This window comes from Pseudooceanicola algae (assembly GCF_003590145.2).
Classification (GTDB): Bacteria; Pseudomonadota; Alphaproteobacteria; order Rhodobacterales; family Rhodobacteraceae; genus Pseudooceanicola; species Pseudooceanicola algae.
Map to the genome: position 1 here is coordinate 2,992,070 of NZ_CP060436.1, position 20,397 is coordinate 3,012,466.

The 20,397-nt window shown below is 65.0% G+C and carries 23 protein-coding genes; 13 read left to right on the forward strand and 10 right to left on the reverse strand.

What is annotated here, in order from left to right; all coding sequences use genetic code 11:
• The first annotated feature begins 19 nt into the window (after positions 1 to 19).
• From PSAL_RS13965 to PSAL_RS13990, 6 genes are read left to right on the forward strand one after another with little or no spacing between them, the layout of a single operon-like run.
• A complete protein-coding gene (locus tag PSAL_RS13965; RefSeq protein WP_119839530.1) occupies positions 20 to 790 on the forward strand; it encodes an ABC transporter ATP-binding protein in 771 nt (256 codons plus the stop codon).
• Positions 787 to 1,545 (forward strand): ABC transporter permease, encoded by a 759-nt coding sequence (locus PSAL_RS13970; RefSeq protein ID WP_119839531.1) that lies wholly within the window; start codon positions 787 to 789, stop codon positions 1,543 to 1,545. Before PSAL_RS13965 ends, PSAL_RS13970 begins: the two co-directional genes overlap by 4 nt.
• Complete coding sequence (locus tag PSAL_RS13975) at positions 1,542 to 2,306, forward strand: ABC transporter permease (protein ID WP_119839532.1); 765 nt, start codon at positions 1,542 to 1,544, stop codon at positions 2,304 to 2,306. Before PSAL_RS13970 ends, PSAL_RS13975 begins: the two co-directional genes overlap by 4 nt.
• Positions 2,307 to 2,309: 3 nt before the next feature.
• Positions 2,310 to 2,600, forward strand: coding sequence for a cupin domain-containing protein (locus PSAL_RS13980; RefSeq protein ID WP_119839533.1), 291 nt, complete (start codon positions 2,310 to 2,312; stop codon positions 2,598 to 2,600).
• Complete coding sequence (locus tag PSAL_RS13985; RefSeq protein ID WP_119839534.1) at positions 2,597 to 3,175, forward strand: AAA family ATPase; 579 nt, start codon at positions 2,597 to 2,599, stop codon at positions 3,173 to 3,175. Before PSAL_RS13980 ends, PSAL_RS13985 begins: the two co-directional genes overlap by 4 nt.
• A 37-nt stretch (positions 3,176 to 3,212) precedes the next feature.
• Positions 3,213 to 3,770 (forward strand): nucleoside 2-deoxyribosyltransferase, encoded by a 558-nt coding sequence (locus tag PSAL_RS13990; protein WP_119839535.1) that lies wholly within the window; start codon positions 3,213 to 3,215, stop codon positions 3,768 to 3,770.
• A 42-nt stretch (positions 3,771 to 3,812) separates the two neighbouring features.
• Here PSAL_RS13990 and PSAL_RS13995 read toward each other — a convergent pair whose 3' ends face one another.
• Complete coding sequence (locus PSAL_RS13995) at positions 3,813 to 4,682, reverse strand: SMP-30/gluconolactonase/LRE family protein (protein WP_119839536.1); 870 nt, start codon at positions 4,680 to 4,682, stop codon at positions 3,813 to 3,815.
• Positions 4,683 to 5,063: 381 nt separating this feature from the next.
• On the opposite strand from PSAL_RS13995, the gene PSAL_RS14000 reads away from it, so the two are divergent.
• Genes PSAL_RS14000 through PSAL_RS14020 form a run of 5 tightly spaced genes read left to right on the forward strand, consistent with a single transcriptional unit; the run spans position 5,064 to position 10,986 of the window.
• Positions 5,064 to 6,053 (forward strand): BMP family protein, encoded by a 990-nt coding sequence (locus PSAL_RS14000; RefSeq protein WP_119839537.1) that lies wholly within the window; start codon positions 5,064 to 5,066, stop codon positions 6,051 to 6,053.
• 56 nt (positions 6,054 to 6,109) lie between these two features.
• Entirely contained in the window at positions 6,110 to 7,477 is a 1,368-nt protein-coding gene (locus tag PSAL_RS14005; RefSeq protein WP_119839538.1) for an amidase, read from the forward strand.
• Positions 7,474 to 9,006, forward strand: coding sequence for an ABC transporter ATP-binding protein (locus PSAL_RS14010; RefSeq protein WP_119839539.1), 1,533 nt, complete (start codon positions 7,474 to 7,476; stop codon positions 9,004 to 9,006). The genes PSAL_RS14005 and PSAL_RS14010 overlap by 4 nt, the downstream gene beginning before the upstream one ends.
• Positions 8,996 to 10,048 (forward strand): ABC transporter permease, encoded by a 1,053-nt coding sequence (locus PSAL_RS14015; RefSeq protein ID WP_119839540.1) that lies wholly within the window; start codon positions 8,996 to 8,998, stop codon positions 10,046 to 10,048. The genes PSAL_RS14010 and PSAL_RS14015 overlap by 11 nt, the downstream gene beginning before the upstream one ends.
• Complete coding sequence (locus PSAL_RS14020) at positions 10,045 to 10,986, forward strand: ABC transporter permease (RefSeq protein ID WP_119839541.1); 942 nt, start codon at positions 10,045 to 10,047, stop codon at positions 10,984 to 10,986. The genes PSAL_RS14015 and PSAL_RS14020 overlap by 4 nt, the downstream gene beginning before the upstream one ends.
• Positions 10,987 to 11,177: 191 nt before the next feature.
• On the opposite strand, the gene PSAL_RS14025 is transcribed toward PSAL_RS14020, so the two are convergent.
• Together PSAL_RS14025 and PSAL_RS14030 are read right to left on the reverse strand one after the other, a co-directional pair.
• Positions 11,178 to 11,657: a MarR family winged helix-turn-helix transcriptional regulator gene (locus tag PSAL_RS14025; protein ID WP_196222807.1), complete on the reverse strand. Its 480-nt coding sequence runs from the start codon at positions 11,655 to 11,657 to the stop codon at positions 11,178 to 11,180.
• Between the two features lie 318 nt (positions 11,658 to 11,975).
• A complete protein-coding gene (locus PSAL_RS14030) occupies positions 11,976 to 12,977 on the reverse strand; it encodes an Ldh family oxidoreductase (RefSeq protein ID WP_119839543.1) in 1,002 nt (333 codons plus the stop codon).
• Positions 12,978 to 13,312: 335 nt separating this feature from the next.
• On the opposite strand from PSAL_RS14030, the gene mtgA reads away from it, so the two are divergent.
• Positions 13,313 to 14,059, forward strand: coding sequence for a monofunctional biosynthetic peptidoglycan transglycosylase (gene mtgA / locus PSAL_RS14035; protein ID WP_119839551.1), 747 nt, complete (start codon positions 13,313 to 13,315; stop codon positions 14,057 to 14,059).
• Positions 14,060 to 14,145: 86 nt separating this feature from the next.
• Positions 14,146 to 14,817: an FtsZ-binding protein FzlA gene (gene fzlA / locus PSAL_RS14040; protein WP_119839544.1), complete on the forward strand. Its 672-nt coding sequence runs from the start codon at positions 14,146 to 14,148 to the stop codon at positions 14,815 to 14,817.
• A gap of 159 nt (positions 14,818 to 14,976) precedes the next feature.
• Here the strand turns inward: fzlA and msrA are convergent, their stop codons facing one another.
• The 7 genes from msrA to PSAL_RS14075 form a co-directional block, all read right to left on the reverse strand.
• Positions 14,977 to 15,486: a peptide-methionine (S)-S-oxide reductase MsrA gene (msrA, locus tag PSAL_RS14045; RefSeq protein ID WP_119839545.1), complete on the reverse strand. Its 510-nt coding sequence runs from the start codon at positions 15,484 to 15,486 to the stop codon at positions 14,977 to 14,979.
• Positions 15,483 to 15,932, reverse strand: a complete 450-nt coding sequence (gene msrB, locus PSAL_RS14050; RefSeq protein WP_119839546.1) for a peptide-methionine (R)-S-oxide reductase MsrB — start codon at positions 15,930 to 15,932, stop codon at positions 15,483 to 15,485. Before msrB ends, msrA begins: the two co-directional genes overlap by 4 nt.
• 106 nt (positions 15,933 to 16,038) lie before the next feature.
• Positions 16,039 to 17,097, reverse strand: coding sequence for a tRNA epoxyqueuosine(34) reductase QueG (gene queG / locus PSAL_RS14055; protein WP_119839547.1), 1,059 nt, complete (start codon positions 17,095 to 17,097; stop codon positions 16,039 to 16,041).
• A 180-nt stretch (positions 17,098 to 17,277) separates the two neighbouring features.
• Positions 17,278 to 17,880, reverse strand: coding sequence for a hypothetical protein (locus PSAL_RS14060; RefSeq protein WP_196941862.1), 603 nt, complete (start codon positions 17,878 to 17,880; stop codon positions 17,278 to 17,280).
• Between the two features lie 4 nt (positions 17,881 to 17,884).
• Positions 17,885 to 18,493, reverse strand: coding sequence for a HupE/UreJ family protein (locus tag PSAL_RS14065; RefSeq protein WP_119839209.1), 609 nt, complete (start codon positions 18,491 to 18,493; stop codon positions 17,885 to 17,887).
• 79 nt (positions 18,494 to 18,572) lie between these two features.
• Complete coding sequence (locus PSAL_RS14070) at positions 18,573 to 18,719, reverse strand: hypothetical protein (RefSeq protein WP_196222784.1); 147 nt, start codon at positions 18,717 to 18,719, stop codon at positions 18,573 to 18,575.
• A gap of 145 nt (positions 18,720 to 18,864) precedes the next feature.
• Positions 18,865 to 20,397 (reverse strand): ABC transporter substrate-binding protein, encoded by a 1,533-nt coding sequence (locus PSAL_RS14075; protein WP_119839428.1) that lies wholly within the window; start codon positions 20,395 to 20,397, stop codon positions 18,865 to 18,867.

Sequence of the window (20,397 nt, forward strand, 5' to 3'; positions counted from 1 at the left end):
AAGAGATGAGCCTGACCCAATGAGCAAGGATACCGCCATTCATGTCGATCACGTCGGCATGGTCTTCACTCTTGACGACGGGACCGAGCTGACGGCCGTCAAGGATGTCGATCTTCGCATCGGCAAGGGCGAATTCGTCGCCCTTCTGGGCCCCTCGGGCTGTGGCAAGTCGACGATCCTGCGGCTGGTCGCGGCGCTGGAAAAACCCAGCCTTGGCCAGGTGCTGATCGAAGGCCAGGCCCCCGCGCAACTGTCAAAGGCGCACCGGCTGGGCGTGGCCTTTCAGGATCATGCCCTGCTGCCCTGGCTCAGCGTGCGCGACAACGTCTGCCTGCCCTACAAGGTCGCCGGCAAGAAGGCCGACATGGCGCGGATCGACTATCTGCTGGACCTGGTCGGGCTGGCGAAATTCGCCGGCGCCCGGCCCAGCCAGCTGTCGGGGGGGATGCGGCAGCGGGCCTCGATCGCGCGGGCGCTGGTGCTGCGGCCCGATGTGCTGTTGCTGGATGAACCCTTTGGCGCGCTCGACGCGGTGACGCGGCGGCACATGAACGTCGAATTGCAGCGCATCTGGGCCGAGGACGAGGTGACGACGCTGCTGGTGACCCATTCGGTCGAAGAGGCGCTGTTCCTTGCCGACCGCGTGATCGTCATGACCGGCCGACCCGGCACCATCGGGATGGAGATGAAGATCCCCTTCGCCCGCCCGCGGGACCCATCGATCCAGCGCACGCCCGATTTCCACGCGCTGGCCGACAAGCTGACCCTCGCGCTGGAGCCGGAGGCATGAAGCTGACCCGCCACCAGATGCAGGACCTGGCCCTGGGCATCATCGGCATCCTGCTGTTCCTCATCGGCTGGGAGATGATCGGCTATTACAAGCTGGCCGGGCTGACCTGGCCGCGCTTTTCCACGGTGATGGCCTATCTGTTCGATCCCTCGCGGCGCGGGCTGTTCGGGCGGGCCATGGCCTCGTCGTTCTCCATGATCCTGGGGGGCTATGTGCTTGGCTTCGTGATCGGGCTGGGGGCCGCGATGCTGTCCTATCTGGTCAAGCCCCTGCAGCCGGGGGTGGATCGGCTGGCCTCGACCATCAATGCCATTCCGCCGATCGCGCTGGCACCGCTGTTCATCGTGCTGCTGTCGCGGGATGTGACCGGCATGGCCATCGCCACGATCAACGTCTTCTTCGTGATCTATGTCGCGGCGACATCGGGTCTTGAGCGCAGCCGCCAGAACCACCGGGACCTTTTCGCGGTGCTTGGCGCCAGCCGGGTCAAACGGCTGATCCGGCTGGATCTGCCCGCCGCGCTGCCTTCCATCGTGTCGGGGATGAAATATGCCACGCCGGCCGCCTTCATCGGCGCGATCCTGGGCGAATGGTTCGGAGCCTCGCGCGGGCTGGGCCTGCTGATGGTCTCGGCCATGCAGAATTTCCAGATCCCGCTGTTGTGGAGCGCGGTCTTCATCGCCTCGGCGGCCTCGCTGATCGTTTTCGGGCTGATGTCGCTGCTTGAACGGTTCGTCCACGGGAGGTTCTCATGACCCATCGCAGCATCGGGCAACGCAGCATCGGGTTCCTTGGCAAATACTGGGGCATCATCGGAGTGCTGCTGCTGTGGCAGGGGTGGATCTGGGTCAAGGACCTGAACGCCATCGTCATGCCGCAGCCCTTTGACGTGGTGAAGGATCTGGTGACCCATCCGGGGATCTATATCTCCAACGCCGCGCTGACGCTGACGCTGGCGGCCCTTGGGCTGGTGCTGGGCATGGCGCTTGGCACGCTGATCGCCGTGCTGGCCTGGACATCGCGCCTGCTGTCGGGGGTTTTGATCCCGCTCGGGCTGATCTTTTCCTCGGTGCCGGTGGTGGCCCTGATCCCGATCCTGGCCCGCCTGCTGGGCTATGACGTCAAGACGGTGCTGGCCATCGTGGTCATCATCAGCTTCTTCCCGGCCTTCGTCTTTACCTCGGCCGGACTGCGCGCCCTGCCCGCCGGCTCGGACGACCTGTTCAGGGTCTTCGGCGCCTCGCCCTGGCAACGGTTCGTCCGGCTGGTGCTGCCATCCGCCGTGCCGTCCTGGATGATCGCCCTGCGCCTGTCCGCCCCGCCTGCCGTGCTGTCGGCCATGGTGGCCGAGTTCCTGATGGGGACCTCCGGTCTTGGTTACATGTTCCGCCAGAGCGCTGCGGATTTCCAGACCGACCGCGCCTTTGGCACCTCGGTCGTGGCCACCGCCATATCCGTCCTGTGTTTCACCCTTGCGACGCTGGCCGAGCGCCGCGTCAACGCCCGCTGGAGCTGACAAATGTCCCAATTCATCCCCGCCGACGTCATCCAATACGAAGACAACGACAAGGTGCGGGTGACGCGCTACACCTTCCCGCCCATGGGCGAGACGGGGTGGCATACCCATGAGTTTCCCTATGTCGTCACCCCGACGATCAGCGGGACGCTCACCATGATCGACGCCGAGGGCAATCGTACTTCCTACGATATCACCGCCGGAGTGGCCTATTTCCGCACCTGCGGAGTCAGCCACAATGTCGTCAACCTGACCGACGAAACCGTGGAATTCGTAGAAATGGAAATCAAATGAAGATCACCCTTCCCGCCGATCCCTGGCAGCGCGTGCGCACCCATCATGACGTGCCCGCCGACGAAGTCATCTCGGGCCTGCAAAAGTCCCTGCGCCGGGGGCTTAGTGAAACCGCCCTGTTGCTGGCCTATGAAATGTTCCTGACCTCCGTCCAGATGGAGGAAATGCTCTGGTCCCGTCTGCAGGTCATCGCGGTCGAGGACGTGGGGTTGGGCCACCCGATGCTGCCCGTGCTGGTCGAGACCTGCTATCAGCAGCATCTGCGCATCCCGCGCCCGCTGCACGACCGGTTCCTGTTCGCCGCCCATGCGGTGCGCCTGATCGCGGATGCGCCCAAGGACCGGACCAGCGACGACATGGCGAATTTCGCCAAGCTGGAACTGAGCGTGCGCGACAAGGCCCCCGAGGTCCCCGATTTCGCCATCGACATGCACACGAAACGCGGCTGGGAAATGGGCCGTGGCTATGAGCATTTCATGACCGAGGCCAGCAAGGTGAACAACGAGGTCACCGATCGCGATCTGACCTTCCGTGCGAAACTTCTTGAGGCAATCGAGGCGGGCGAGCTTTCCTGAGCCGCCTCGCAACACTGCCAAACCCCGGAGATTGCACATGAAAGTCTACCTAGCGGGTCCGGAGGTCTTCTATGCGGACTTCGCGGCCCTGTCGGACCGGCGCAAGGCGCTGGCCCGTGCCGCCGGTTTCACCCCCAGCGGTCCCGGATCGGATCAGGACAAGCTGGACGATGCAGAGATCACCGGCCTGTCCATCTATCGCAACAACCTGCAGATGATGCAGGGCGCCGACCTTTGCATCGCGAACCTGACCCCGTTTCGCGGGCCGGCTGCCGATCCCGGCACTGTCTGGGAAATGGGCTACCTGACCGGCCGTGGCATCCCTGTCTTTGCCTTTTCCTTCGAGCCCCGCGATTACCGCGACCGGATCGAGGCCTGGGCAGGCGAGACCGCCACGGAGGCCGGGGATGGCCTGCTGCGCCTGTCCGATGGAATCATGGTCGAAAACCACGGCATGTCGGACAACCTGATGATGGAAGGGTCGCTGATGGATGCCGGCACGCCCTTCGTGCGCGCTGCCCCCGGTGAAACCGAGGACAGCGTGTTGAAACGGGTGTTTGCCCTGGCCGCTGAAACCCTCGGCGTGAGTGCCTGACCACCGGGCTTGATGACTGAGCCCAATTGAAAGGGCCGCGCTTCAAAATCTGTAGCGCGGCTCGACCAGACCGGTGATGCCGAGGCCGGTGATGGTAAAGACCGCCCCGCCTTCGACCGCGTCGCGGGGCTGGTCCGGGGACAGTGGCCGACCCATCGAGGTCACGTAAAGGATATCCATCTCCGGTCCGCCGAAGGTCAGGCTGGTGATATGGCGTACGGGCATGTCGAGACGCAAAAGCTCCTCTCCCTCCGGCGACAGGCGCAGGATCTGACCAATCCCCGTCAACACCCACCAGATGCAGCCCTCGGCATCGACGGTCGCCCCGTCCAGCTGCCCCGCACCCAGCCGCGCCAGCACATGCGGGGCCGGAAGCGCGCCATCGTCTTCACCGTAGTCAAAGCGCAGGATCTCCGGCCGCGTGGTATCGGCGAAATACAAGCTGGCGCCATCGGGGGAAAAGCAGGGTCCATTGCTGAGCGTGAAACCCGTGCGCAGCGTCTCGACCCGGCCCCGGTCCATCCGGTAAAGCGCGGCATCAGGGGTGCTGCCCTCGACATTCATCGAGCCGAAGACGAAGCGTCCCCGCCGGTCGACCTTGCCATCGTTCAGGGTATGGCCGGGGAAATCGGGTTCCGGGTCCGCAATCAGCTCGGCCTTGCCGGTGGCGAAATCGAACAGGTGCACGCCATTGCGCATGGCCAGTATCGCGCGCCCGTCCTCGCAAAGCGCCATGGAGCCGACGCTGGCCTCAAGGTCCCAGGCGCGCAGGGTGTCGCCGCGCTGCGAACAGCGAAAGATCCGCCGCCCCAGGCTGTCGACCCAGAAAAGCCGTTCCGTCACCGCGTCCCAGACCGGGCTTTCGCCGAGGGTCGGGCGGGTATTGGCGAGGATGCCGATCTGCGGTGTCATAAAGGAAGTGCCATGGGTTGGATGCGCTCTGCCCCCCTTTCTATGTCAGCGGGTGGGGGAAGACGAGTTTCACAGGGAAATCAGGGGCTTTGCCGCGCTTTCCTGCCGGTTTTCGCGGCAGGGGAGGCTGCGCCGGGAAGTCGCCTGCCAAGGCGCCCTCGCAGGCTTCTGACCAGCCGGTCAGAAATTGCCTTGAAATAGAGCATTGCCGCTGCGCTGCCGCAGCCCGGCGATGGTGGCGGGTCAAGGCGTCTTGACGGGGCGGCGGGGCACGCGCCACATGGCTGGAACCGTCGCCGGGGCTTTGCCGGCGGCCAGAAGACACGCGAACGGACAAGCGCACCGGCACCAGACCGGTCCAATCCACAGGGAGACTACCATATGTCGAAATTGATCATGAACCGCCGCCGCCTGCTGGCCACCGGTGCCGCCTTCGGCACCGTCCCGCTGTTCGCACCGGCCCTGCGCGCCCAGACCGCGCCGATCAAGGTGGCGGGCATCCATGCCTCGCCGGTCGAGAACGCCTGGAACTCTGTCCTGCACGCGGCCATGGTCGCCGCCGATGCGGAAGGGGTGATCGAATACAGCTTCTCCGAAGGGGTCTCGGCCACGGATTACCCGCGCGCGATGCGGGAATATGCCGAAGCGGGCAATGCGCTGATCGTGGGCGAAGCCTATGCGGTGGAACGCGAAGCCCGCGTCGTGGCGGCGGATTACCCGGACACCGCCTTCTTCCTCGGCTCCTCGGGCGAGGCATCGGGCGACAACTTTGGTGTCTTCGGCACCTGGAACTGGGAAGCGGCCTATCTGTGCGGCATGTTGGCCGGGGCGATGACCACCAGCGGAACCGTGGGCTCGGTCGGTGCGATCCCGATCCCCGAGGTCAACATGCTGATCAACGGCTTTGCCGATGGCGCCAAGGCGACGAACCCCGATGTGATCCACCTGGTCAGCTTCATCGGCACCTTCTTCGATCCGCCCAAGGCCCGCGAAGCCGGTCTGGCCCTGATCGACAGCGGCGCGGACATCCTGTTCGGCGAACGGATCGGCACGGCCGACGCGGCTCAGGAACGCGGGATCATGGCCGTGGGGTCGATGATCGACTACACGCCGCGCTATCCCGAAACGGTCTTTGCCAATGCCATGTGGTCCTTCCGTCCGCTGCTGGACCTTGCGCTGGCCGATGTGGCCGCGGGCAACCCGGTAGCGCGCAACTACACGCCCGAAAGCCTGATGCAGAACGGCGGCAACGATATCTTCCTGGTCGAAGGCTCTGCCCCCGAGGCGGCCGTGAAGCAGATGATGGATGTGCGCGAAGCCATCATTGCCGGCACCTTCGACGTGCCGCGCAACTTTGACGAACCGGCCTGAACAGGCCCCGGCCCGGCATCCGTGCCGGGCCATTGACCGGAGGTCCCTTGGACAGGATGAACGCCGCGCCTTCGGACGCGACAGAACTGGCAGGCAACATCGCCTCGGGTGCCATATCGGCGCGCGGGGCGATGACGCTTGCGCTGACCCACGCGACAGCCTGTGGCAATCTGGGCGCGATCAGCTGGCAGAACGCCGGGGCGGCGGAGCTTTCCGCGACCGGCGCGGGGCCCTTTGCCGGGGTGCCGCTGCTGGTCAAGGATCTGGGCGGGCCCTTCGCGGGCATTCCGCTGCGGCTTGGCTCTGCCGCTTTTGCCGGGGATGCAGGGCTGGGGGACAGCGACCTTGCGGCGCGGTTCCGCGCGGCCGGTTTCGTTGCCTTCGGGGCCACCACGGTGCCCGAACTTGGCCTGTCACTGGCCTCTGAACCCGTGGTCGGGCCGGTTTGCCGCAACCCGCTGAACCCGGCGCTGTCCCCGGGCGGGTCATCGGGCGGTGCGGCGGCGGCAGTGGCGGCGGGGATCGTGCCGCTGGCCCATGCGACGGATGCGGGCGGCTCGATCCGGGTGCCGGCGGCGGCTTGCGGGCTGGTGGGGCTGAAACCTTCGCTTGGCGCGATGCCCGGCGGGCCGGGGTTCGGCAATGCCCTTGGCGGGATCGCGTCGGAATTCGCGGTGACGCGCAGCCTGCGGGACGCGCGCGCGCTTTGGCCCTGCCTTGCGGGGCAGGCCCGCGGCCCTGTGCCGGATCCGGCGCAATTGCCTGAAGGGGTCGGACTGACCATCGGGCTGGTCGCCGACACCGACGATATCGTCCCCGACCGGCAGGCGGTTCTTGCCGAAGCTGCCCGAACGCTGGAGGCCGCGGGCCACAAGGTCATCGACCTTTCCGCCCGCCAGCTGGCACCGATCCGCAGCATCTGTGACCGGGTCTTTGACACCTATGTCTCGGTCAACCTGGCCGCAGCCTTTGCCGAAGACCCCGTGCCGGATCTGGTCGAGCCGCTGACCCGCGCCTTCCTGGCCCGTGGCCGGGCGATCGGCGCGCCGCAGCTTTGGAACATGATGACCGAGGCGACGCAGGCCAGCCATGCCCTTTGGCGGATCTTCGATCAGGTGGATATCCTGCTGACCCCGATGCTGGCCTCGGCCCCGTTGCCGCTGGGCTCCTTCCCGACCGATCACGCCGACGTGGACCTGCACCTGTCGCGCATGTCCGCTTTCGCGCCTTATGCGACGCTGGCAAATGTCACAGGCGCGCCCGCCTTGACCCTGCCCTTTGGTGCGGATGCCGAGGGCCTGCCCTTGCCGGTGCAGCTGATCGCGCCGATGGGCGGTGACCTGCGGCTGCTGGCCCTGGCCGATGCGCTGGAATGCGAAGGCCGCTGGCAGCATCCCTTCCCGGTTTTCGGAGGCCCCCGATGAAGGTTCTCGAGCTCGACAACATCACCAAGCGCTTCGGCGCTGTCAGCGCGAACGAAGATGTCTCGCTTCACCTCGACAAGGGCGAGATCGTCGCGCTTCTGGGGGAAAACGGCGCGGGCAAGACGACGCTGATGTCGATCCTTTTCGGCCACTACACCGCCGACACGGGCGAGGTCCGGGTCGAGGGCGCGGCCCTGCCGCCGGGCAAGCCGCGTGCCGCGATCCGCGCCGGCGTCGGCATGGTGCATCAGCATTTTGCCCTGTCCCCCAACCTGACGGTGCTGGAAAACGTCATGACCGGCACGGAATCCCTGTGGAAGCTGCGCTCTGACAGGGGCGCGGCGCGGACAAAGCTGGCTGGTCTGGCGACGCGGTTCGGGCTGAAGGTGGACCCGGACGCCCGCGTGTCGGACCTGTCGGTCGGGGAATGCCAGCGGGTCGAGATCCTGAAGGCGCTCTACAACGATGCCCGCATCCTGATCCTGGATGAACCCACCGCCGTCCTGACCGCACAGGAGGCCGAAAGCCTGTTTGCCACCTTGCGCGAAATGGCTGCCAAGGGCCTGTCGCTGATCTTCATCAGCCACAAGCTGCACGAGGTCATGGCCGGGGCAGACCGTGTCGTCGTGTTGCGCCGGGGCCGCGTGGTGGCCGAGCGGCGGACCGAGGCGACCTCGAAGGAAGAGCTTGCCGAGCTGATGGTGGGCCGTGCGGTCAAACGCCCTGAACGGGCGCCGGCAACCCCCGGCGACGTGCTGCTTGAGGGCGTGAACCTGGCGCTCGGCGGGCGTGGCGGGGCGTCTTTGCAGGGGGTGAACTTTCGCCTGCATGCACGTGAAACGCTGGGTATCATCGGGGTGTCGGGCAATGGGCAGACGACGCTGGCCGGTCTGGTCTCGGGGCTTTATCCGCCCGATGGCGGGGCGCTGCTGATCCGCGGGGAAAGCCCGGCGAAGCACGACGTCCCCCATGCGATGGCCGCCGGGGTGGGGCGCATCCCCGAGGATCGCAATGCCGAAGGCGCGATCGGAGACATGACGATCTGGGAAAACACGGTGCTGGAACGGCTCTGGGATACAGAGTTTGCCGGGCGTGGCGTGGTGAAACGTGCCGCCGCCCGCGCCGCGACCGAGGAAATCCTGCGCGATTACGATGTGCGGGGCGCTGTGGTCGATGGCCGCATCCGCCTGCTGTCCGGGGGCAATATGCAAAAGCTGATCCTCGGCCGCGTGTTGCGGGCCCGGCCCGAGATCCTTGTGGCGGCCCAGCCCGGTCGGGGTCTGGACGAAGGCGCCATCGCCGGAGTCCATGAACGCCTGCTCGAGGCCCGCGATGCCGGGGCCGGGGTACTGCTGATTTCCGAGGACCTCGAAGAGGTCATGGCCCTGTCCGACCGCATCCAGGCGATTGTCGGTGGCCGACTGTCCCCGGCCATTCCGACCGAGCGCGCCGATGCGCGCCTGCTGGGGTTGATGATGGCGGGTGACTGGTCCGCCGCCCGTGAACTAGAGGCCGAATATGCGCTTTGAAAGACGAGAGCACCCGCCGACCGCGCTGGTCCTGCTGGCGCCGGTGGGCGCCATACTGGCCGCGCTGCTGCTGTCGGGCGGGCTGATCGCCCTTGCCGGGGCCAATATGTTCGAAGCCTACGGGCTGATCCTGAAGGGGGCCTTCGGGTCGCGCCTTGGCGTGTCGGAGACCCTGACCCGGACCGTGCCGCTGATCCTGACCGGGCTGGCGGCGGCGGTGGCCTTTCGCGCGCGGCTCTGGAATATCGGGGCCGAGGGGCAGTTCTATGTCGGCGCGCTGGCGGTCGCGGCCTTCGGGACCGTGCCGGGGATCGCGGGTCTGCCGCCGGTCCTGGCCGTCCTGATGTGCCTGCTGGCCGGAGCCCTCGCGGGGATGGTCCTGTTGCTGGGGCCCCTTGGTCTGCGGCTGAAATTCGGCGTGGACGAGGTCGTGACCTCGCTTCTGCTGAACTTCGTCGCGCTGCTGTTCGTGTCGATGATGATCGAAGGCGCGATGAAGGACCCGCTGGCCTTTGGTTGGCCACAGTCCATTCCGGCGCCCGATTCCGCGCTGCTGCCCAAGCTGATGGCGCGGACCCGCCTTCATGCCGGCCTGCTGATCGCCGTGGTCATGGCCGTGGCGGTCTGGTGGATACAGGCCCGCACGGTCTTTGGCATGCGGTCGCGGGCGGCGGGGCTCAACCCGCGCGCTGCCGGGTTCGCCGGTGTCCCACTGGGCCGCACGCTGATCACCGTCGCCTGCCTTTCGGGCGGGCTGGCCGGTCTGGCCGGCGCGGTCGAGGTGCTGGGGGTCAAGGGCTATGTCACCACGGATCTCTCGCCCGGCTATGGTTATTCCGGGATCATCATCGCGATGCTGGCCAATCTTAACCCGCTGGGCGTCATCGCCGCGGCCCTGTTCAGCGCCGTGATGTTCGTCGGCGCGGATTCGATGAGCCGTGCCCTGTCGATCCCGTCCTATATCGCCGACGTCACCGTTGCCCTGTCGCTGCTGACCATGCTGGTGGCGATCTTCCTGACCCAGTACCGGATCCGCAGATGAGCCAGCTTCTTGATATCCTGTCCTCTGTCGGCATGTGGGAAGCCGTCCTGCGCATCGCCACGCCGCTGATCTTCGGCACACTCGGCGTGCTGCTGTGCGAAAGGGTCGGTGTGCTGAACCTTGGTATCGAAGGCATCATGACCTTCGGCGCCATGGTCGGCTGGGTCACGGTCTATTCCGGCGGAGACCTCTGGACCGGCATGCTGGCCGCCGCTGTCGGTGGCGCGGCCTTCGGGTTGCTGCATGCACTGCTGACCGTGCCGCTGGGACTAAGCCAGCATGTCACCGGCCTTGGCATCACGCTGTTTGCCTCCAGCTTCGCCTATTACACCTTCCGCCTTGCGGTGCCCGTCGCCACGTCCCCCCCCACGGTCGACCCGTTCCGGCCCTGGCCGGTGCCGGTCCTGTCCGACATCCCCTTTGTCGGGCCGGTGCTGTTCAACCAGACGCCGCCGACCTACCTGGCGCTGGCGCTGGTCGCGCTGCTGGCCTGGGGGCTTTATCGCACCCCGCTGGGGCTGGCCCTGCGGATGACCGGGGAAAATCCCCATGCGGTCGAGGCCCAGGGGATTGACCCGGTCTGGCTGCGGATCTGCACGATCATGGCCGGATCGGCACTGATGGGTCTGGGCGGGGCGTTTCTGACGCTGGCGGCCTTCAACAGCTTCTTCCCGACCATGGTGCAGGGGCGTGGCTGGATCTGCGTGGCGCTGGTGGTCTTTGCCAGCTGGAAGCCGGGTCGGGCCCTGCTTGGCGCGCTGCTGTTCGCCTTCTTCGATGCCTTCCAGCTGCGCCTGCAGACGGTGGTCGAAGGGGTGCCCTATCAGTTGTTCCTGATGCTGCCCTATCTGCTGTCGATCCTGGCGCTGATCCTGATGGCACGGCGCGCCCGCGTGCCTCAGGCCCTGATGCAACCCTACCGGCGGGGGGAACGCTAGGCCAACAGCAGTCGCTTGCATTGGTCATGCCAATACCCGCAGACCTGATTGCGCCGCCAATCATGGGCGGCTTCAATGCGAAGGCCACTTTTTCAAATGCGCATTTGCATTAGTTTACTTTACGCAAATTCAGCGGCATTCACGGCTGGCGCCAATGGGCGTTAATCCAGCTCTGGGTCAGTCGGGGGAATTCAGGACCTGCCGCCGGTGTCATCCAGCATCTTGCAGATCAGATTTTTCAACTGAGCGGCCTCGTCAGGCAACAGCTTCTCCGTAATCAGATCCTGAAACAGGGCATTCCGCGCCGCTGCCGCCTGGCGGATGTTGCGCCCATGGTCCGTCAGCACGACAGAAACCGACCGGGCGTCCTGTTGCGATGCAGCGCGGGCTACAAGGCTCTTGCGTTCCATCCGGCGCAGGGTGTCGCTGACCGTGTTGACATCCAATGACACCGCCTGGCTCAGCACACGCTGAGACGCTCCGGGGTTCTGCTCGACAGCGATCATCAGGGTCAGTTGCCGAGAGGTGACCTCAAGGTCTTCATGGATCTGCGAGAAAAGGGATTCCGCGTGAAAATGCGACCGTCGAAGAAGATGCGACAGGGTCTCTTCAAAGGAATACGTGACCTCGACGGCCTGGGGGACGGGGGCTGGATCTGGGTTATCTGGCACGTTACCCACAAAATTCATTACGCTTCAGTACATATAAACGGACTGAAATGATTACCGGTAAGAAAGATTGACCTGCAAGTTATCACGAGTCCTTGTTGCCAGTTATTCTTGTAAACAGGTATCTGTCAAATTCCATTTTCCTAAATGCAAATTTTGGCAAGTTTCCCCGGCGTCGCAGAGATTTTGTCCGCCAGAGGACCGTCGGCCGCGACGCAAGGTCGGGTCGATGGGGGTGGTGTTGCAGGTGAATGCCTTTGCGGGTCGTCGGCACGCCAGTGTCGCCGCCCGGTTTATCCGGAGCGGCACATCGGGGTGTTCCTAGCGTCCGAGGGCGTCGATCGTGGCCAGCAGGCCCTCGTCCACGGGGATGCCTTTTTCGGTGATTTCGGCGCGGATCTGCTGGCGCCGGCGACCTGGCAGGCGAGCGCCGTCCTGAGCTTCGATCTCGCCAGCCAGATCGGCGAACCGCTGGGTCGCATTGGCGCTGAAGACGCCTGCGTCGATGGCGATGATGGTCTGTCCCGTGGCCGGGGCAGGCCCCTCGGCATCCATGAAGCCCGATGATTCATAGCCGAAGTTGGCATTGTTCAGCCCGGCGCAAAGCATTTCGACCATGATGGCCAACGATGTTCCCTTGGCGTCGCCCATCGGCAGCATGGTTCCGCGCATCGCGGCCTTGGCATCGGTGGTCGGGTTGCCGTTTTCGTCCACTGCCCAGCCCTCGGGGATCGGTTCGCCGCGTTGCACCGCCGCCAGGATCTTGCCCCGCGCGACCTTGGAGAGCGAGATGTCGACAACCACCGGATCGGCCCCGGCGATCGGCGCGGCAAAGGCAAGGGGGTCGGTGCCGTAAAGCGGTTTCGACCCCCCCCATGGTGCCATTGAGGCCGGAGCATTGGCGGTCAGGATCGCCATGAGTCCCTGTTCAGCCAGTTTTTCCACCGGGATGCCCGCAACGCCGCAGTGATGCGACCGGGTCAGCCCGGCAATCGCGATCCCGTTGGCGCGCGCCGCTGCGGGCAGCCAGTCGAGCGCCAGATCGAGGGCCGGGTAGGCAAAGCCGAGGGCGGCATCGACGGCCAGGGCTCCGGGGCGCACAGCCTCGGCGGTCGGGGTTGCAAATCCGTCGACCTTGCCGATGAGGGATTGCTCCCCATAGGTCTGAACGCGACGCAGACCATGACCGAACTGGCCGGCAAGTTCGGCCCCCAGAAGGGCTTCGGCGACGGCTTCGGCATTGGGACGCGAGGTACGGCAGCGTATCATCGTGTCGACGACAAGCCGGCGGGCATCGGTCAGGGAAAGGCGGAGGTCTGTCATGGAAAATTCCTTGGAGTCGGGCCGACTTGTGCAGGCTGGCAAGAGGAGGTCAAGACCTGCACCGGCAGGATGCCATTGTTTCGCCGACATGGCTTCCGGTGTGAGGACGCAAGGGCCAACTTGCGAGCGATGGGGGGTGACGCGGCGGCGGATATGGGGCTCTGCCCCCGCGCTGCGCGCTCCCCCGGGATATTTGGAACAGGGAAACGGGGGGGGGGCGCAGGCGGGGGGGCTGGTGCCGCGGATACGGATCAGGCTTGGCATCGGTATCGGTTTGAATCGTTTTGCGGATCCCGGTGCTTTTCGGAGCGGTCTTGGAGTTGTATAGCTGCTCCGTGGCAAGAGCAGCAAAACAGTCAAAGAACACCGGCAAGAAATCGTCGGCAAAAGGGGCCCCGCGCAGGCGGATCAGGCCTTTTCGGTGGTTGTTGGGCCATGGCTGGCGTCTGGTGCTGATTCTGCTGCTGGCCTTCCTTGGGATCATCGCCTTGCACGGCATGGTGAAACCCTGGGGTGGGATCTATATGGCGTCGGAGGCGCGGCGTCTTGGCGGCGTTGAGCGGCAATGGGTGGCGATGGAGGAAATCGCTCCGGTCATGGCGCGGTCCGTCGTTGCTGCGGAGGACGCCAATTTCTGCCTGCATTGGGGTGTCGACATGTCCGCCATCCGGGATGCCATTGCTGACGGTGGGCAGCGCGGGGGCTCTACGATCTCACAACAGGTGGTGAAGAACGTCTATCTCTGGCACGGGCGCACCTATACCCGCAAGGCGATGGAAACGGTGTTGACGCCCGTGGTCGAAGCCTTCTGGTCCAAGCGACGGGTTCTTGAAGTTTACCTCAACATTGCGGAATTCGACGAAGGGGTCTTTGGCGTCGAGGCCGCGGGGCAGCATTATTTCGGCGTGGATGCAGCGGATCTGAGCGCCCGGCAGGCGGCGCTGATGGCGGCGATCCTGCCTTCGCCACAAAGCCGGTCGGCGTCTAATCCGGGTGAATATACACGGCGGCGGGCCAACGCGATCCAGGACGGCGCGGCGACGATTCAGCGCGACGGCCGAGCAGATTGTTTCTCGGGATAGGCGGTACAGGGCACTGCGATGAAACAGGGCATTGAATTCCGGTGGTTCAGCAGGCATTCAATCTGGCAAGCCATGGAAGATGCCGAATGACCACCGCCGAACTCTACCACGTGCCCCTCTCGCCCTTCTGCCGCAAGGTGCGGCTGTCGCTGGCCGAGAAAAAGATCGACTGCCGCCTGATCGAAGAGCGCTACTGGGAAAAGGACACCGATTTCTTGCGTCGCAATCCGGCGGGCAAGGTGCCTGTCCTGAAGCTGAACGGGGTTGTTCTGGCTGAAAGTGCCGCGATCTGCGAATATCTCGAAGAGATCTACCCTGAGCCTTCCCTGATGCCCGAGGACCCGCTCGAACGACACGAGGTCCGCCGTCTGGTCTTCTGGTTCGACGACAAGTTCCAACATGAGGTGACGTCGAAACTGCTTTACGAACGGGTGAACAAGAAGGTCACCGGGCAGGGCTTTCCGGACAGCAAGAATGTCCGGGCGGGGCTATCGGCGATCAAGTTTCATCTCGACTACCTTTCCTGGCTTCTGGAACAGCGCCGCTGGCTGGCGGGAGACAAGATGACCCTGGCGGATTTCGCCGCCGCCTCGCATCTGAGCGCACTGGATTACATCTCGGACGTGGATTGGCACCGCAGCGCGGCGGTCAAGGATTGGTATGCCAAGATCAAGTCTAGGCCCGCCTTCCGGAATATCCTGATGGACCATGTGCCCGGCTTCCCGCCGCCTGAGCACTACGCCGACCTTGATTTCTGAAGAAAAAAGGGCGCTGCCCCCGCCCGGCCTGCGGCCATGTTCCCCCGGGATATACGAAACACGAAAACCTGCGGATTTCTCTAGAAGTTTCCCTGTTTGAAATATCCTCGGGGGGAATTTCGCCGCAGGCGAAAGGGGGGCAGACAGCCCCCCACCCGTTTATTCAGCCGCCGCGCGCTTGGGCAGGACCCAACCGGGACGTGGGAAGTGGCAGGTATAGCCGTTCGGGAGCCGCTCGAGGTAATCTTGGTGCTCCGGCTCGGCTTCCCAGAAATCCCCGACAGGGGCGATTTCGGTGACCACCTTTCCGGGCCAGAGACCGGAGGCATCGACATCCGCGATCACCTCTTCAGCACTGGATTTCTGCGTTTCGCCTTCGAAATAGATCGCAGAGCGGTAGGACATGCCGATATCATTGCCCTGCCGGTTCAGGGTGGTCGGGTCATGGATCTGGAAGAAGACCTCAAGCACCTGTCGGTAGGAAATCACTTCGTCGTCGAAGATGATCTCGATGCCTTCAGCGTGGGTGCCGTGGTTGCGATAAGTCGCATTGGGCACATCCCCGCCAGTGTAACCGACGCGGGTAGAGATAACTCCGGGTAATTTGCGGATCAGGTCCTGCATGCCCCAGAAGCAGCCTCCGGCCAGGACAGCGCGTTGTTCGGTCATGTCAGGTCCTCCACCTGGTTCAGGTATTCGCCATAGCCTTCTGTTTCCATCTCCGACTTGGGAATGAAGCGCAGTGAGGCCGAGTTGATGCAGTAGCGCAGGCCGCCGGTTTCCCGGGGGCCATCGGGGAAGACATGCCCCAGATGGCTGTCGCCATGTTTGGAGCGGACTTCTACCCGGACCATCCCGTGAGTTTCGTCGCGCAATTCGACTACGTTGTCGGGCACGACCGGTTTCACGAAGCTGGGCCAGCCGCAGCCGCTTTCGTATTTCGCGGCGCTGGCGAACAGAGGCTCTCCGGAGACGACATCCACGTAGAGGCCGCTTTGCTTGTTGTCGTTGTAGGCACCGGTGCCGGGGCGTTCGGTGCCGTTTTGCTGAGTGACCCGGTATTGTTCGGGGGTCAGTCGGGCGATGGCGTCATCGCTCTTGCTGTATTGCGTCATGTCGCCTCCTTCATGCTTTGACCTAATGTGGGGTCTTCGGAGCGCGGGGGAAAGCCCCCTCCCGCCATGGTGATGTGTGCCCCCGGCTTTTTCGGTTTTCAGGGGATCATGGGCCAAGCCGGGCGGCAGCCCAGCGGGCTGCCTCCGCCACCGTTTCATCGGGGTCGTTTGTCAGGCTGGCGGCAACAGGGCGCAGCGTGGGGTCTTCGCTGTTGCCGATCGCGTAGAGGACATTGCGGACGAAGCGGTCGCGGCCGATCCGCTTGATCGGCGACCCCGAGAACCGGGCCCGGAAGCCTGCGTCGTCAAGCTGCGCGAGGTCGGCGAGAGCTGGCGCGCGAAGATCATCGCGGGCGTGGTACTTTACCTCTTGTGCCGTGCTGGCGAACTTGTTCCAGGGGCAGACAGCGAGGCAATCGTCACAGCCATAGATCCGGTTGCCGAGCTTTTCCCGCAAGTCGAGTGGGACCGGGCCGCGGTGTTCGATGGTCAGGTAGGAAATGCACCGCCGTGCATCCAGTTGATAGGGCGCCGGAAAGGCCTGGGTCGGGCAGATATCCAGGCATTTGCGGCAGCGCCCGCAATGGTCGACCTCTGCACTATCGGTCTGAAGGTCCAGCGTGGTGAAGATCGCGCCGAGGAAGAACCAGCTGCCAAGTGTGCGGCTGACGAGGTTGGTGTGCTTGCCCTGCCAGCCGAGGCCGGCGGCCTGGCCAAGCGCCTTTTCGGGGACGGGGGCCGTATCGACGAAAACCTTGACCTGCGCCGGGGCACCGGCAATCGCATCCGGGCCTGCGGCGTCGATCAACCAGCGAGCCAGGCGTTTCAGGCGTTTCTTGACCACATCGTGGTAATCCCGGTTTTGTGCATAGACGGAAATCGCTGCGCGGTCCCGCGCGTCCAAGATCGTCATGGGGTCGGTGTCGGGGCCATAATTCTCGGCCAGCATCAGGATGCTGCGGGCTTCGGGCCAGAGGCAGGAGGGATCACCGCGCCAATGGGACCGTTCAGCGAGCCAGCCCATCTGGCCCTGGTAGCCGGCCGCGAGGAAAGCTTGCAGGCGGGCGGCGACCTCGGGGACATCCACGGGCCGGCAGACGCGGGCTTCGGCGAAGCCTTCTGCGCGGGCCTGGTCCAGAAGGCGTAGGGTCAAGTCGTCGCTCATCAGGGTCTTTTGCCAGAGATTTGGACCGAGATCACCCTTGTTGCGGCGCCTTTGATCGGGGTGGCCAGTATTGGGGCCAGTATTGGGGGCTGTCTGCCCCCCTTTCGCCTGCGGCGAAATTCCCCCCGAGGATATTTCGAACAGGGAAACAGCTTAAGGGGAGCCTGAAGGTGGGTTTCGTCAGATGGGGCGGAGGAGGAGGGCGAGGCTCATCAGGGCAATGGCGGTGATCCAGCTTGCGACGATACGAAGGGCAATGTGGCGCCGGGGGCAGGGGGGCCAGAGGAGGAGGCGGGCGGCGAAGAAGGTCAGGGTGGCGGGGGCGGGTGCGGTGAGAAATACGCCGAGGGTTTCGGCGAGAGGTGCGTTGCCGGTGCCCTGGCCTTGCAGGACCCCTGCCGTGGTCGCGCCGCAGGTAAGGGCCGCGAGGGGCAGGGTCGCGAGGCGCGGGAGACCCTGGCCGAGCAGTGCGATGGGGAGGACGAGGGCCGCCCCGAGCACGAGCGCGAGCGCAGCCATGTCGAGGTCGATCCAGCCAGCGGCAAGGACCCCGGCGCCGAGACCGGCGAGCATCCATGGCAGGGCGCGGAACAATCCGTCGCGTCCCGCCAGCGCGATGCCGATGCCGAGGGCCAGCATCGGCAGCAGGCCTTCGGGGCGGGTCAGCGTGGCAAGGGCCCCGTCAAGAAAGATCTCGGTCGGGCCATGCGCGCCCGCATGGGCAAGGGCTGTCTTCGGGGCAAGGAGCGCCGCCAGCAACAGACGGATGCCGGACCGGCGCATGGGCTTATGCCAGGCCGGTAAGGAACGCGCCGCCGACCGCTGCGATGGCGAGGCCCATGGCGCGGATGGCGATACGGCCGGGGCGGCTGGTGGTCAGCATCCCGAATCCGATCCCAGCCAGGTGCAGCAACCCCGTCGCCAACACGAAACCAACCGCATAGGCCAGCGGATTGGCAGCCGAGGGAAGCTCGGTCCCATGGGCATGGCCGTGGAACAGCGCGAAGATCCCGACGATCACGGTGGCGATCCAGAGCGGTGCCTTGACGGCGAAGGCGATCAGCAGCCCCAGGACCACGCCGGACAGGGCTATACCGGTTTCCACCGCCGGCAGGGGCAGGCCGATGATGCCGATCGTTGCCCCGGCGGTCATGATCAGGGGAAAGGTCACCGGCAGGATCCAGCGCGCCCGGCTGCCGAGGAAGGCGCCCCAGAGACCGACCGCGACCATGGCGATGACGTGATCCCAGCCGAGGATCGGATGCGAGAATCCGCTGACGAAGCCGCCAGCGTGGCCGGTGGCATCATGTGCGCTGGCCGGGATCGCAGCGCTGACGAGGACCAGCGCGAGGGTCGGCAGCAGCAGAAGCCGCGTCAGGTCGGTGGATTTGCGCATGTGGATCCTCGTCTTTCTTCAGGTTTTGGACCAGGGGTTGGCGGCCATCGTGGCAAGGTGCCTCGGGCCGTGGGCAAGGTCAATCCGGCTTGCGGCTGTGCGGATCAAGCGCGGCGCCAAGTCCATCGGACAGCAGCGGGGTGCCCTGATCCGTCAGCAGGATGGCGAGGCCCGGAAAGGTGGCCAGCCACCGGCCGATCAGCAGGAAGTTCCGGTCTTGCCCCATGATCAATCCCCAGGACGGGCGATCTGGGTCCGCAGGACCCGGGAACCCCAGCCCGGCTTCGTAGAGCAGCGGACCTACACAGCAGGCCACCAGCATCGCCAGCAACAGGCCTGCCGCTGATGCGAGCCGCGCCGGAAGCCGGGGGTCATGGCTCGCGGTCAAGCGTCAGATAGGGCGAGATCGCGCCCCAGATAGACTGTGGCAGCCCCGTCACCTCGGCGCGGGCTGCCGTGTAAAGCGGCAATTCGTTGATGAACAGGATCGGCGCCTCTTCGACGACGATGTGCTGGAACCGTGCATATAGCGCGGCGCGTTCTTCCGGATCGGGTTCGGTGGCGGCGCGGGCCAGCAGATCATCGACCTCGGCGTCGGAATATCGCTGGGTATTTGACCAGATCACCCCTTCACGGATGTTCGAGGACAGGTAGGTCCGGTGTACGCCGATCACCGGATCGCCCCAGTTGAAGACATTGTCCTGGGTGATGTCGAAATCATGGGTGGCGATGCGCTGGGCCCAGGTAGGGAAATCCGGCGCGCTGCGCAGTTCCAGCGCGATCCCCAGCGGGGCCAGCTGGCTTTTCATGTATTCGGCGACGTTGCGGCCCTGTTCGGGCACTCCGGGGATGAAATCCATCCGGGCCGTGAAGCGCAGACCATCTGCCCCGACCGGATACCCCGCCGCATCCAGCAGGTCCGCGGCGCGGACCGGGTCATAGGTATAGGGTTCGATCCCGGCATCGGCAAAGGGCGAGCCGGGCGCGATGGGGCCAAGCGCATCGCGGGCAAGTCCGGCCATCATCTGGTCCAGGATATAGCGTTTGTCGATTCCGAAACCGATGGCCTGCCGGACCCGGACATCGTCGAAGGGCGGCTTGCCCATGTTGAAGGCGATCCAGTTCAGCGGGCCGATCGCCTCGTGGCCGGCGTCGCTGACCTGCATGCCCGGGATCGCCTGCAGTCGCTGGATGTCGTGCACGCCGGACACCAGCAGGATCATGTCGATCTCTCCGCTTTCCAACGACAGCAGCATGGTCATCGGGTCCGAGAATATCTTGACGATCAGCCCGTCCAGTCTTGGTGCATCGGGCAGGAAGAAATCCGGGTTCCGCTCCAGCCGGTAATGGTCGCCCTGGCGATATTCCACGAAACGGAACGGTCCGGACCCGACAGGCTTCAGGTTGGCCGGGTTGTCGGCAAGATCCGGGCCGCCATAGATATGCTCCGGCAGGATCGGCATCAGCGCCGGGCTCATCGCCAGCAGCAGGGCGGGATGGGGATGCGCCAGGTGGATGATTGCCGTCAGCGGATCCGGCGTCGAGACCGAAGTGACCGGCGCCAGCATGCTGGCGAAGGGGTGGTTGTCCCGGATCGTGCGGATTGAAAAGGCCACATCCGCCGAGGTGATCGGCATCCCGTCGTGAAAGGTCGCATCCGGCGTCAGGTGAAGGGTTACCGAAAGCTGATCCTCGGCGACCTCCCAGCTTTGGGCAAGATAGGGACGCGGGGTCCAGTCGTCCTCATACCGCAGCGGCGAGGCAAAGATCTGGGCCGTGGGCATCATCGTCGCGATGCCGGACTGGATGGCGCCGTTGAAGTGGCGGGGCACTTGCGTGGTGCCAAGGATCAGGGTTTCCGCACCCAGGGGAACAGCGGACAGGACCAGTGCAACGGCCATCAT

Bases quoted from the DNA above. Each gene is read 5' to 3' on its own strand.
- PSAL_RS13965 (WP_119839530.1), top strand. From the start codon at position 20: ATGAGCAAGGATACCGCCATTCATGTCGATCACGTCGGCATGGTCTTC.
- PSAL_RS13970 (WP_119839531.1), top strand. From the start codon at position 787: ATGAAGCTGACCCGCCACCAGATGCAGGACCTGGCCCTGGGCATCATC.
- PSAL_RS13975 (WP_119839532.1), top strand. From the start codon at position 1,542: ATGACCCATCGCAGCATCGGGCAACGCAGCATCGGGTTCCTTGGCAAA.
- PSAL_RS13980 (WP_119839533.1), top strand. From the start codon at position 2,310: ATGTCCCAATTCATCCCCGCCGACGTCATCCAATACGAAGACAACGAC.
- PSAL_RS13985 (WP_119839534.1), top strand. From the start codon at position 2,597: ATGAAGATCACCCTTCCCGCCGATCCCTGGCAGCGCGTGCGCACCCAT.
- PSAL_RS13990 (WP_119839535.1), top strand. From the start codon at position 3,213: ATGAAAGTCTACCTAGCGGGTCCGGAGGTCTTCTATGCGGACTTCGCG.
- PSAL_RS13995 (WP_119839536.1), bottom strand. From the start codon at position 4,682: ATGACACCGCAGATCGGCATCCTCGCCAATACCCGCCCGACCCTCGGC.
- PSAL_RS14000 (WP_119839537.1), top strand. From the start codon at position 5,064: ATGTCGAAATTGATCATGAACCGCCGCCGCCTGCTGGCCACCGGTGCC.
- PSAL_RS14005 (WP_119839538.1), top strand. From the start codon at position 6,110: ATGAACGCCGCGCCTTCGGACGCGACAGAACTGGCAGGCAACATCGCC.
- PSAL_RS14010 (WP_119839539.1), top strand. From the start codon at position 7,474: ATGAAGGTTCTCGAGCTCGACAACATCACCAAGCGCTTCGGCGCTGTC.
- PSAL_RS14015 (WP_119839540.1), top strand. From the start codon at position 8,996: ATGCGCTTTGAAAGACGAGAGCACCCGCCGACCGCGCTGGTCCTGCTG.
- PSAL_RS14020 (WP_119839541.1), top strand. From the start codon at position 10,045: ATGAGCCAGCTTCTTGATATCCTGTCCTCTGTCGGCATGTGGGAAGCC.
- PSAL_RS14030 (WP_119839543.1), bottom strand. From the start codon at position 12,977: ATGACAGACCTCCGCCTTTCCCTGACCGATGCCCGCCGGCTTGTCGTC.
- fzlA (WP_119839544.1), top strand. From the start codon at position 14,146: ATGACCACCGCCGAACTCTACCACGTGCCCCTCTCGCCCTTCTGCCGC.
- msrA (WP_119839545.1), bottom strand. From the start codon at position 15,486: ATGACCGAACAACGCGCTGTCCTGGCCGGAGGCTGCTTCTGGGGCATG.
- msrB (WP_119839546.1), bottom strand. From the start codon at position 15,932: ATGACGCAATACAGCAAGAGCGATGACGCCATCGCCCGACTGACCCCC.
- queG (WP_119839547.1), bottom strand. From the start codon at position 17,097: ATGAGCGACGACTTGACCCTACGCCTTCTGGACCAGGCCCGCGCAGAA.
- PSAL_RS14060 (WP_196941862.1), bottom strand. From the start codon at position 17,880: ATGCGCCGGTCCGGCATCCGTCTGTTGCTGGCGGCGCTCCTTGCCCCG.
- PSAL_RS14065 (WP_119839209.1), bottom strand. From the start codon at position 18,493: ATGCGCAAATCCACCGACCTGACGCGGCTTCTGCTGCTGCCGACCCTC.
- PSAL_RS14070 (WP_196222784.1), bottom strand. From the start codon at position 18,719: ATGGGGCAAGACCGGAACTTCCTGCTGATCGGCCGGTGGCTGGCCACC.
- PSAL_RS14075 (WP_119839428.1), bottom strand. From the start codon at position 20,397: ATGATGGCCGTTGCACTGGTCCTGTCCGCTGTTCCCCTGGGTGCGGAA.